Annotated in this window: 9 protein-coding genes; 4 read left to right on the forward strand and 5 right to left on the reverse strand. The window is 73.4% G+C overall.

Annotated elements, in window-relative coordinates:
* The first annotated feature begins 26 nt into the window (after positions 1-26).
* The 3 genes from IEZ25_RS19125 (at position 27) to IEZ25_RS19135 (ending at position 2956) form a co-directional block, all read left to right on the forward strand.
* Positions 27-962: a GNAT family N-acetyltransferase gene (locus tag IEZ25_RS19125; protein ID WP_191201059.1), complete on the forward strand. Its 936-nt coding sequence runs from the start codon at positions 27-29 to the stop codon at positions 960-962.
* Between the two features lie 169 nt (positions 963-1131).
* Positions 1132-1962 carry a response regulator transcription factor gene (locus IEZ25_RS19130; protein ID WP_318152341.1) on the forward strand — a complete coding sequence of 277 codons (831 nt, stop codon included), beginning with the start codon at positions 1132-1134 and terminating at the stop codon, positions 1960-1962.
* 211 nt (positions 1963-2173) lie between these two features.
* On the forward strand, positions 2174-2956 hold the full coding sequence (locus tag IEZ25_RS19135; RefSeq protein WP_224749282.1) for a response regulator transcription factor: 783 nt from the start codon (positions 2174-2176) through the stop codon (positions 2954-2956).
* Positions 2957-2966: 10 nt separating this feature from the next.
* Here the strand turns inward: IEZ25_RS19135 and IEZ25_RS19140 are convergent, their stop codons facing one another.
* Genes IEZ25_RS19140 through IEZ25_RS19155 form a run of 4 tightly spaced genes read right to left on the reverse strand, consistent with a single transcriptional unit; the run spans position 2967 to position 10024 of the window.
* Positions 2967-6038, reverse strand: a complete 3072-nt coding sequence (locus tag IEZ25_RS19140; protein WP_191201061.1) for an FtsX-like permease family protein — start codon at positions 6036-6038, stop codon at positions 2967-2969.
* Positions 6038-8431, reverse strand: a complete 2394-nt coding sequence (locus IEZ25_RS19145) for an ABC transporter permease (protein WP_191201062.1) — start codon at positions 8429-8431, stop codon at positions 6038-6040. Before IEZ25_RS19145 ends, IEZ25_RS19140 begins: the two co-directional genes overlap by 1 nt.
* Positions 8432-8462: 31 nt before the next feature.
* Positions 8463-9143, reverse strand: a complete 681-nt coding sequence (locus tag IEZ25_RS19150; protein ID WP_191201063.1) for an ABC transporter ATP-binding protein — start codon at positions 9141-9143, stop codon at positions 8463-8465.
* Complete coding sequence (locus tag IEZ25_RS19155) at positions 9140-10024, reverse strand: ABC transporter ATP-binding protein (protein ID WP_318152342.1); 885 nt, start codon at positions 10022-10024, stop codon at positions 9140-9142. Before IEZ25_RS19155 ends, IEZ25_RS19150 begins: the two co-directional genes overlap by 4 nt.
* A gap of 59 nt (positions 10025-10083) precedes the next feature.
* Here IEZ25_RS19155 and IEZ25_RS19160 point away from each other — a divergent pair, with 59 nt between their 5' ends.
* A complete protein-coding gene (locus IEZ25_RS19160) occupies positions 10084-10734 on the forward strand; it encodes a response regulator transcription factor (RefSeq protein WP_191201064.1) in 651 nt (216 codons plus the stop codon).
* Between the two features lie 129 nt (positions 10735-10863).
* Here IEZ25_RS19160 and IEZ25_RS19165 read toward each other — a convergent pair.
* Positions 10864-11765, reverse strand: a 902-nt coding sequence (locus IEZ25_RS19165; protein ID WP_224749283.1) for an Ig-like domain repeat protein, incomplete at its 5' end; no start/stop codon positions are given.

Below are 11765 nucleotides of genomic sequence, written 5' to 3' on the forward strand. Positions count from 1 at the left end.
CATACGTGAGGCAGCACACTCTCCCCATGCCTGCCCCTGATCCGGCACAGCTCCCCGACGGTCTCAGCACCCGACCGCTCCGGACGTCCGATGCGCACGCCGTCTTCGTCCTCATGGCCGCGCAGGAGCAGGAGGACGTCGGCGAGGTCGCGATCGAGGAGTCCGACATCGTCAGCGACTGGGCGCGTCCCAGCCACGACCTCGGCTCCCGCTCGATCGGCGTGTGGGACGGCGAGACCCTGGTGGCGTACGCCGAGCTGATGGGCGCCGACCGTGCGGACACCTCCGTGCTCCCCTCCCACCGCGGTCGGGGCATCGGGACCTGGCTGGCGCACTGGCTGCAGGACCTCGGCCGCAGCCTCGGCTCCACGGTCGTCGGGATGCCGGTGCCCCAGGGATCCCCCGGCGACCGGCTGCTCGAGACGCTCGGCTTCCGGGTGCGCTGGACCAGCTGGGTGCTCCGCCTGCCGGAGGGCACAGCGATCCCCGAGCGCGCGCTGCCCGACGGGTACGCCGTCCGCGCCGCCGAGCCGGACGAGGTCCGCGCTGCCCACGACGTGCTGGAGGACGCGTTCCTCGAGTGGTCCGAGCGTGACCGCGAGCCCTACGAGGACTTCGAGGCCGCGACCACCGGCCGGCCCGGCTTCGAGCCCTGGAACCTCCGGGTCGCCCTCGATCCCTCCGGCACCGTCGTCGGCGTCTCGCTCGTGCTGGTCTCCGACGACGGTCGCACCGGCTACGTCGACCGCCTCGCGGTGCGCCGCGACCAGCGCGGCCGCGGGCTGGCCCAGGCGCTCCTCGTGGACTCCTTCGCCCAGGCCCGGGCCCGCGGCACGACCACCTCCGAGCTGAGCACCGACTCACGGACCGGCGCGCGCGGACTCTACGAACGGGTGGGGATGAGCACCAACAGCGTCTGGGTCAACCGTGCCATCGACCTGGGAGCCCCAGCTCGACCGTGACGCACCACCCAGGGATCCCCGGGAACGCCCGGTCTAGACCGGGGTCACCCTGGGGGGTAGCACGACTGTATTTGAGGCAAACCTGCCACTAACATCGACCGACGCCCGCTCGGGCGGCGCCACGGCGGGGACGTGGGGTCCCTGCTTCAGCATTCAGTGGGGGTATCACGTGCAAGAACTTCATGCTCTGGTCGTCGAGGACGATCCGGACATCTCGTCGGCGCTGGTGGAGACACTCGAGGGCGCGGGCTTCCGCGTCACCTCGGCGCCCGACGGAAGGGCCGCGGTGGGGATCGCGGCCTCCGACCCGCCCGACCTCGTCACGCTCGACCTGACCCTGCCGCACATGGACGGCATCGAGGTCTGCCGCCGCATCCGCGAGACCAGCGACTGCTACATCGTCATCGTCTCCGCACGCTCCGACGAGGTCGACAAGCTCATCGGCCTGGAGGTCGGAGCCGACGACTTCGTGCTCAAGCCGTTCTCGCCGCGCGAGCTGCGGGCCCGGGTGGCGGCGCTGTTCCGCCGACCCCGCTCGGGCGGCGGGACCGAGGACGCTGCGGCCCACACGCCGCACGTACCGAGCCCGGCCAGGCCCGCCGACGAGCCGAGCACGATCAACTGCGGTGCCGGTCTGGTCATCAACTCCGCCCGGCGCGAGGTCCAGGTCCAAGGCGACATCGTCGACCTGACCCGGATCGAGTACGACGTGCTCGAGTACCTCGCCACCCACCTGTCCCGCGTCTGCACGCGCGAGGAGATGGTGCTGGCGATCTGGAGCAGCGCGCTCACCCACGACCACCACCTCGTGGACGTGCACGTCGCCAACCTCCGCGGGAAGCTGCGCCGGCACTCCGACGCGACCTGGATCCACACCATTCGCGGCATCGGCTACCGGATGGACCGCGAGGGGGGCCGGCCGGACCGACGCGCCGGCGGCGGGCCCTACCTGGTGGCCCGCATCGACTCCGAGGACTGGGCCAAGGGCCTCGACTTCTGATCCGCCGCGGCCACGCGCCGGTGGATTCGGCCACGCGCCGAGCCCTCACCACATAACATCGGTGAGGGCTCGGCGTTGTACGCAGTGGGGACCCGGGTGGCCGGGTGCGACGACGAGCCGTGGGGATCGATGTCGCAGCAGCAGCCTCGTCATGAGGTTTGCCGTCATCATGCCCCGGGTAGTTTGATCGTCAACGGGAGCTTGACTGATGATGAATGAGCGCACAGCAGTGGTCGTCGAGGACGACCACGATGTCGCCGACGCCATCTCCGGCCTCCTCGACCAGGCCGGCTTCGACGTCGTCGTCGCGACCACCGGCACCGACGCCCTCTCCGCCATCCGCGACCACCGGCCCGACCTGGTCACGCTCGACCTCTCGCTGCCCGACATCGACGGCGTGGAGGTGTGCCGCCAGATCCGGCTCGTCAGCGACTGCTACGTCATCGTGGTCAGCGCCCGCACCGCCGAGGTCGACCGGCTGATCGGGCTCGAGGTCGGGGCCGACGACTACCTGGTCAAGCCGTTCTCCATGCGTGAGCTCCAGGCCCGGGTCGCCGCCCTCTTCCGTCGCCCGCGCAGCTCGGACGCCTTCGCCAGCGAGTCGGCGACGACGACCGCGGCCGCGGCCCTGCGCACCCACGCCCCGGCCTCGTCGGCGGTGGCGGTGGCCGTGGCGCCGTCGCTCACCATCGGCTGCGACCATCTCACCCTCAACCGGGGTGCCCGCGAGGTGCTGGTCGCCGGTCAGGAGGTCGACCTGACCCGCACCGAGTTCGACCTGCTCGCCCACCTCGTCGTCAACGCCGGTGTCGTCGTGCCGCGCGAGGAGCTGCTGCGGGCGGTCTGGGCGACCGAGTTCGTGCCCGACAGCACCCACGTCGTCGACGTGCACCTGGCCAACCTGCGCCGCAAGCTGCGCAGCGCGGCTCCCGACAACGAGTGGATCCGCACGATCCGCGGCGTCGGCTTCCGGTTCGATCCCTGCTGCCCCTGATCGCCTCGAGTCAGCGCGCCGACTCACGCAGCGTCGAGCCGCGCGCCCCGCGCACGGTCATCGTCGCGCTGGCCAGCGCGACGGCGCCGAGCACGGCCGCGGCGAGCAGCGCCAGCACCACCAGCCGCAGGGGCGAGATGGTCGCGACGAGCGCCGGGGTCGCCAGCCCCTCCGCGAAGCCGAGCGTGATGGAGCGGAGCACGACGTACTGCGCCAGCGACCCGGCCAGGATGCCGGCCACCGCGGCGCTGCCCAGCACGACGGCGAGCTCGCGCACCACGGCGACCATCACCGAGCGGCGGGGCACCCCGACCACGCGCAGGGCGGCGGCGTCGCGACGGCGGGCCGGCAGCTGCACGGCCGCGCTGACGAACAGCCCGGCCAGCGCCATCACCAGCACCAGTGCGGCGACCACGGCGTAGAGCCGGAGCGCCAGTGCGTACGCGGTCTGGCTGAGGACCTGCTGCTCGGCAGCGAGCGTCGTCTCGACGCTGAAGCCCGCGGCCGAGAGCGCCTCGGTGACCTCGGCGGGTGCCCCGGCGCGCTGCAGCACCCGCGTGTCGAGGTTGCTGTTGTAGACCGGTCGGTCGGTGATGAACGAGGAATAGTCGACCAGCAGCCCGGCCGGACCGACGAAGGGCATGCCCTCGATCTGGCCGACCGGGTCGACGCGGATCAGGCCGTAGCCCTCGTCGAGCTTGGCGATCGCGGTCTGCCGCACCTTCGGCCCGGCCAGTGCGGGCCGGTTCTCGACGATCCCACCCGCGGTGAGCCGGGCCATGCCGACCGAGTCGCCGGTGTCGAGATCGAGGTCGATGCCGTCGGCGGAGTCCTCGAGGCGCGTGATCGCCGACCGCACGGCCGGGTCGGGGGTGGCCACCCAGTCGGCACCGTCGAGCGCCCCCGGCACGGGCTCGCCGTCGGCCTCGATCGCGATGATGGAGGCCGTCCCCGACATCGCCGTGTTGGTGCCGGCGCCGCCACCGAGGGTCAGGCCCTCGAGCGGGCACGGCAGGTCCGAGCACCACGGGACCCGGGCCGACGCCGTGGACTCGCCGCGGCCGAAGGGACCGAGGTAGACCTTGAGCGGGATGCCGTCACGACTGCCGAACCGCACCTCGAGCGAGAGCGGACGCTCCGACTCGACCTCGCTGTCCACGGTGACGGAGATCCGCCTCCCGGCGAACGTCGGGACGGTGCCGGGCGGCTTGATGGCGTCCACCACCTCCTCGACGCTCATCCCCGGGCTCCAGGTCGGCGGCCAGGTGGCGACCCGCGCCAGCCGGCTGCTGTCGACGACGGAGAAGGCCGCCCCCGGGTTGAGCACCGACCCCGCGGCCATCACCCACTCGCCCTCGGGGTCGATGCGCCGGGTCAGCTCGAGGGTCTCGGCGAAGGTGACCGGCGAGTGCCAGGTGGTGCTCGCCGGCGAGACGGTCGCCGCCACGCTGGTGCGCCAGTCGGCGGCCGAGGAGTAGACCCCGGCGCCGAAGACGGCCACGGCGATGGCCGCGGTGATCGGCAAGATGACCAGCGTGCCCTCCTGCCGGCGCGAGATCGCACGCGAGGACACGAAGCCGCTCAACGAGCGCCCACGGGAACGGCGCGTCCACCAGGTGGCCAGCTGGGACGTCAGGCGGGTGGCGGCGAGACCGGCGACGACCGCCAGCAGCACCGGCAGCAGGAGGTCGGTCACGTCGGGCTGGCCCTGTCCCGCGTCGGACAGCTTGCTGACGAGGATCGACCCGGCCAGCGCCACCAGCGTGAGCTGCGCGACCACCGACCAGCGCCGCGCCGCCACCGGACGGCGTACGCCCGCCAGCTGGGACGCGAGCGACTCGCGCACCACCAGGCCGACCGCGACGCATGCGACGGCGAAGGCCGCGACCAGCACCAGCACGGCTGCGACCCAGCTGGTGGTGACGACCGGTAGCGGCAGGCCGGGGACGAGCCACTGGCGGACCAGGAGCAGGGCCGTCCCCACGCCCAGACCGACGCCGATCGGTGCGGCCAGGACGAGCAGTGCCACGGGCTCGGCCAGCCCGAGACCCCAGAGGCGACGGGCGGACAGCCCACGCAGGGAGGCGAGTGCCAGCTCGGGGACGCGCAGCTCGCTGGCGGCGTTGAGCAGGCGCATCAGCAGCGCCAGCGCGACCAGGACGAGCGACAGGACGGCCGGGGCGATGGAGCTGCGGGCCGTGCCCTGCTGCGACTCGACCTCCCGCACGACCGAGGCGAGGTCGTTGGTGTCGTCGTCGGTGAGCGTCCCTCCCGCGACCTTGATCGGGGCGTCGTCCGGGATGGCGGCGGCGGACCGGGCCGCCACCTCGAGCTCGGCCGGGGTGATGTCGGCCGGCACGTCGAGGAAGGTGTCCACCCGCACGGTCCAGTCACCGAGCTGCTCGATCGTCTCGGGCGTGGTGATGAGCGGGCCGGGGGAGAAGGGCGTGTAGCCGGTGCGGCTGGAGGCCTCGTTGGTCAGCGTGAGGCGGCGCGGCTCCAACCAGTCCGCGGCGTCGGCGGGGGTGGTGTAGGTGCCGACGACGGTCATCGAACGCAGGGGCGGTCGCGGCACCGCGAGCGCCTCGAGCTCGGGCGGCTCGAAGCCGACGAGGTCGATCGGGTCGCCGATCGTCGCGCCGGTCCTCTCGGCGGCCTTGGCCAGCATCAGCACCTCACCGGGACGTTCGGGGCACCGACCCGTGACCACGAGGACGTCGCACGCCCCGTCGCGCGACCAGAACTGCACCACGCCACGGAGTGCCTTGAACTTCGCGGACTCCGCGATCGCGACGGTGTCGCCCCACGGGCCGTCGTCGAGCGACTCCGACCCGGCCACGGCGTCCCGGGACGCGTCGGCGACGGTCGTCGGGCTCCTCGGGGTGAAGACCCGGCTGATGCCGGTGAGTGACGGCGGTGCCTCACGCAGCCGGGAGACGACGTAGGAGTTGGTGACCGCGGTGGCGAAGATCGGGCCGAGGACCGCCGACCCGATGGCCAGCGCGGTGAGCAGCACCGAGCCGGCGGACAGCAGGGCGCGCGCGCGGAGGCCGCGGACGATGGCCCCGAACAGCTGGGTCATCAGCGCTCCTCCTCGCGGAGCTGGCTCGGCCGGGTGCTCGTCGCACGGACGGCGCGGGCGCGACCACCGACCAGCACCACGGCCGCGGCCGACACGACCGCCGGGATCGCCAGCGGCCACGCGTGCGGCGCGGTGTCGAGCGGCAGCCCGGCGACCGGGACGGTGAGCAGCGGGAGGCCGCCGAGGAGCAGGCGGACGGCGAGCCAGCCGCCCGCCGTGACGGCCACCAGCACCAGACCGGTCAGGCTGACCAGCTCGGCACGCCCCGCCTGGCGGGCGGTGCCCATCGAGATGCCGAGCAGGCGCAGGGAGGCGACGTCGCGGCGGTAGTCACGCAGGTGCCGGGCGACCCCCGCGCCGAGTGCGAGCAGCGCCACGAGTGCGCAGGCGAGGGCGGTGAGGGCGTACGCCACGGACTGGGCGCCGCCGTACCGCTCCCCCAGCGAGCTGCGGACGGTGCCGAACGTGCGCCACGAGGTGTCGGTGGCCGCGCCCACCTCGTCGAGCATCGCCTGCGGGGTCCCGTCGGCCGCGATGACCTGCACCTCTGCGGAGGGGACGGTGCGGCCCGCACCGGCGGCGGAGGTGCGGAGGTCGCTGACCACGCCGACCGTGCCGACGAGGGGCAGGACGTCGTCGACGCCGATGACGTCGGCCGGCCGGTCGTCGCCGCCGAGGTCGAGCACGGTCGGGCCTCCGTCGTCCGCGTCGCCGGCGGCGTCCAGCTCCTGCGAGGCCCGGGTGGTGAGGGCGGGCACGTCGTCCTCGAGCGACTGGTCGAGCAGCCGCAGGCTGCTGGCGGGAAGCAACGACAGCTGGAGTCCGTCGGGACGGTTGACCAGGACGTTGCGGTCGATCTGGTCCGGGTCGAGGTAGCGGTCACCCAGCGCCGCGTCCACCGACAGCGGGTCGGGCACCCAGACGTCCTGGGCGAGGTCGTGGTCGCCGAACCGGATCGACGACGCGAGCACCCGGAACCGGTCGATGCCGTAGATCCCACTGAGGTCGCGCGAGACCTCGAAGCCGTTGACGAAGCACCCGTCGACGCAGTCGCGGACCCGTGTGGTCGCCCGCGCGGGCCTGCCCACCCGGTCCATCCGGACCGTCACGGTGGCCGTGCCCGAGACGTTGCCCACGCTCACGTAGGAGACGGCCACGACGAAGCCGTTGACCGGCGGCGGCGCCGAGCCGCCGACGACCGGCCGTTGGGCGGGCGGGACCGGGAGCTGGAGCGCGGTGGCGTCGACCGTGAGCCGGTCACCGACGACCAGCAGGGGACGGGTGTCGGTGCGCAGTCGCTCCACCTCGGAGGACGCGGCGCCGGCGGGAGTGCCGTCGTAGAAGTCGCCGACCACGGCGCCCCACCTGTCGGCATCGACGTAGGCACGACGCTCGGCGAGGCGACCCTCGTTGGGAACGATCGCCGTGGCGAGGAGGTGCTCCCCCTCCGGGTCCACCCGGTCGGTGAGCTCGACGGCGCCGAGCGCCCCGAGCGCAGTGGCGTCGATCGTGCGCGCGCCGGGGACGTCGATCGCGGTCTGCTCACGGGTCCAGCCGTCGACGGCCACCGAGCCGCTCAGTGCGAGGGCGCCGACCACGGCCGCCGCGACGACGAGCCGGACGGGCGTGACGAGGTCGTCGGCACGCGCCAGCCGGCGGGCGGCGAGGAACGCCCCGACACCGCGCGCCTGTGTCGTCGGGGTCAGACCGCGCGCGGCGAGGCGGACCGCCCAGATGGCCGCCTGGCCGAGCGCCAGCCCGACCAGCGCCGGGCCGAGCAGCACGACCAGGTCGGGGTCACCGGCGGCATCGCGGCTGCGGTACGCCGCGACCACGGTGCCGACCAGGACCAGGACGCTCAGGAAGACGGTCAGCGTGGTCGCGCGGCGGGGGCGTCGGCGTGCCGCGACCTGGACGGCCAGCGGCTCGCGGAGGGCGGCCGCAGCCGACAGCCCGACGATGAGGAGCCCCGCGCCGGCGATGGCGAGGGCGACGAGCACGGCGCGCTGCTCCAGGGCGGGCGCTGTCGCGGCGAGCCAGGTGCGGGTCGCGACGACCGTGCCGAAGGAGCCGACGGCCAGGCCCAGTGCCGTGCCGACGAGGATCGCGAGCAGGGGTTCGACGAGCAGGAACCGCCACAGGCGCAGCCCGTGGATGCCGCGCAGGCGGGCCAGGCCGATCTCCTCGCGGCGGGCGACCGCCAGCTCGGCCCCGATGCTGGGCACGGCGACGGCGCCGATCAGGAGCAGGGGCGCCGCCAGCCACCGCGACGTGTGCGCCGCCTCGGCGAACTGCAGGACCAGGACGGTGCCGCCCACGACGACCAGGGCCATCAGCACCAGCGTCGTCAGGGCGCCGCGACGGCTCCACGCCCCGCGCAGGACACGGCTCAACTACCCGACCTCGTCCGGTCGCGGTCGGTGCTCACCGGACGACCCGGCCCTCGTCGAGGGCGATGTGGAGGTCGCACGCGTCGACGACCGCGGGGTCGTGGGTCGCGACGACGACCACGGCACCGCGCGCCGCCTCCTCGCGGAGCTCGGCGAGCACGACGGCCCGGTTGCCCTCGTCGAGCTCGGAGGTCGGCTCGTCCGCCAGGAGCACACCGGCGCCGACGACGAAGCCGCGGGCGCAGGCCACGCGCTGCATCTGCCCGCCCGAGAGCTCCTCGACCTGCCGCTCGCCCAGGTCGGCGATGCCGAAGCGGGCGAGCGCGGCCTCGGCGGACTCGTCGGCGTCGGCAGGCGCCACGCCGCGGGCTCGCAGGGCGATGGAGACGTTCTCACGGGCCGACAGGATCGGCACGAGGCCGTAGACCTGCAGCACGAACGCGACCTCCGGTCGGGGGTCGCCGCTGCCGGTCCACATGTCCTGGCCGTCGAGCTCGGCGGTGCCCGAGGTGGCCTGCAGGAGACCGCCCGCGATCGACATCAGGGTCGTCTTGCCCGACCCGCTGGGCCCGGAGAGCGCGGTCAGCCGGCCCGCCGGGAAGGTCACGCTCACGTCGTCGAGCAGCGTGCGCCCGGCGACGTAGGTGATCGCCTCGAGGCGGAGTGCTGCCCTCCCCGCGGCAGGCTCCGGTCCGGTGTCGGCGCGGTGGCTCACGGAGCGCTTCCCTCGCTGCTCGCGCGGGTGACGATGATCCGACCCTGCTCGTCGTCCTCGAACCGCACGAGCGTGCCGGGGGGCCACTCCGCGGCGATGTGGCCGGGCAGGTGCAGCACGCCGTCCTCGCCGACCACGGCGTACTCGGAGCCGCCGTGGCCCTCCGCGCCGACGCGGCCGCCCTTCATGGTGACCGTGCGCGGGAAGGTCGCGGCGACCTCGGGCTGGTGGGTGACGACCACGATCGTGGTGCCGAAGTCGTCGCCGAGGGAGTGGATCAGGTGCAGCACGTGGTCGCGGTCGGCGTGGCTGAGCTGGCTCGTCGGCTCGTCGGCGAGCAGCAGGCGCGGCGACGTCGACACCGCGCAGGCCAGGGCGAGGCGCTGGCGCTGCCCGCCCGACATCGTGGACACGACCTGGTCGGCCTGGTCGAGCAGCCCGACGCGGTCGAGCAGCTCGGTGTCGACCAGGGCGTCGCTGCGCTCGGCTGCGGAGAGGGAGAGCCGGGCGAAGGCGATGTTCTGGCGGGCGGTGGCATAGGGGAGCAGGTTGCGCGTCGCGCCCTGCAGCATGGTCGAGACCTGCCGCGACCTGATCCGGGCGAGGAAGCGCTCGCCCATCCGGGAGACCTCCTCGTCACCGAGGTAGATCTTGCCGGCGCTGGGCTTCTGGATCCCCCCGAGCAGGGCGAGGAGGGTGGACTTGCCGGAGCCGCTGGGCCCGAGGAACGCGACGCGCTCGCCGGGTCGGATCGTGAGGTCCACACCGCGCAGGGCGACGACGTCGTGGCCGCCGAAGGTCTTGTAGAGGTGGACCACTCCTTCGCACCGGACTCCCAGACCGCCCGTACGGGTGTCCTCGATCGTCGCGCTCTCCCGCACCTCGCCCCCATCCGTCGAACCGACGCCTCAACATACATAAAGCGCAGTAGATTGAGGCCATGGTGATTCGAGTCGCGCTGGTCAACGACGACGAGGTCGTCGTGCGGGGCCTCGACGCGATGCTGCGCAGCTACAGCCACCGGGTCGAGGTCGTCGAGCTGGCCGCCGGACGCATGGTCACCGCACCGGTCGACGTCGCCCTCTACGACACCTTCGGGATGGGGCAGGGCAACGGGCCCGTCGTGGAGAAGCTGGTCGGCAGCCCCCAGGTGCGACAGGTGGCGGTCTACACCTGGAACTTCCAGCCCTGGCTCACCCGCGACACCCTCAACCAGGGCGTCCGCGGCTACCTCTCCAAGAGCCTGCCGGCCGCGAGACTCGTCGAGGCGCTGCAGTCGATCTCCGCCGGTCAGGTCGTGGTCTCGCCCTCGCGCGGGCGCTCGCCGCTGGTCGGTGGCGACTGGCCGGGTCGCGAGGAGGGCCTCACGGCTCGCGAGGCCGAGGTGCTCTCGCTCATCACCATGGGGCTGAGCAACCAGGAGATCGCCGAGCGCACCCTGCTCTCGCTCAACTCGATCAAGTCCTACATCCGCTCGGCCTATCGCAAGATCGACGTCGACTCCCGCTCCAAGGCGGTGCTCTGGGGCGTCGAGCACGGCATGCGCGCCGACCGGGTGCGGATCAACGGCTCACCCGCCCGCGAGGGCTGACCCCCGTCGCCGCCCGCCCTCGCGGCCGGTCTGCGCTCCGCTGCAGGTCGGGCCACCGGCCCGCGTGCGGCGCCGTCCGAGCGAGGCGGTCGTGGTGGACCTGCGGCAGGTCCACCACGACCGCTCACCTCAGCGGGTGCGTCGTGCCGGGTCGAAGGGTGCCCGGAGGGTCTTCGCCCTGACGTTGCCGGCGACGTCGGTGGCGCGGAGCCTGACCACCACCCAGCGACGGTCCTTGCTGATGAACACACGGGCGGTGCAGGAGCGCACGCCCGATCGCCTGTCCCGCGCACGGCACCCGACGGCGGGCCGCTGGGAGTAGGTGCGCTTGGTGGAGAAGCCGGTGGCCGACACCTTCGGCTTGCGTCGGTCGACGCTCACCGTCACCGTCACCGTCGCCGTGTCGCCATCGACGGTGCCGATGGTCCGCGTGACGGCTCGGTTGGTCGACCCGCGACGCACCACCTCGGGGGCGGGGCAGGGAGCCACGAGCGCGCTGCCGGCACCGTCGCACGTGTACTCGATCGTGACGGGCGTGCGATACCAGCCCGACGACGTCGGCGCCTTGGCGCTGCTGAGCTTGGCGGTGATGGTCGGTCGACCCACGTTGACGACGAACGAGCGCCTGACGACCGGGCCCACGTTCCCCGCGGCGTCGACCGCACGCACCTCGAAGGTGTAGGTGCCGTCGGCCAGGGCGCCGTAGGACGCCTGGCCGGACGTGCAGGGCGCGAACTGCGTCGTGGTGTCGCCCTGGGCAAGCAGGCGGCACTGGAGCTCGGTCCCGGCCGCCTCGTCGTCGGTGACGAACTGGAACGACACGCTCGATCCCACGACCGTGCCACTGTTCGCGCCGACGACTCGGCTGACGGGCGCCACGGTGTCGACGGTGAACGACCGCGACGTCATCGGGCCGGTGTTGCCGGCCGCATCCACCGCACGGATGTCGAGCGTGTACTCACCATCGACCAGGTCACCGAACGTCACCGGACTCGTGCACGTCGACCACCCGCCGGACGTCCCGGCAGGAG

This window comes from Nocardioides hwasunensis (assembly GCF_014779665.1).
Taxonomy (GTDB): domain Bacteria; phylum Actinomycetota; class Actinomycetes; order Propionibacteriales; family Nocardioidaceae; genus Nocardioides; species Nocardioides hwasunensis.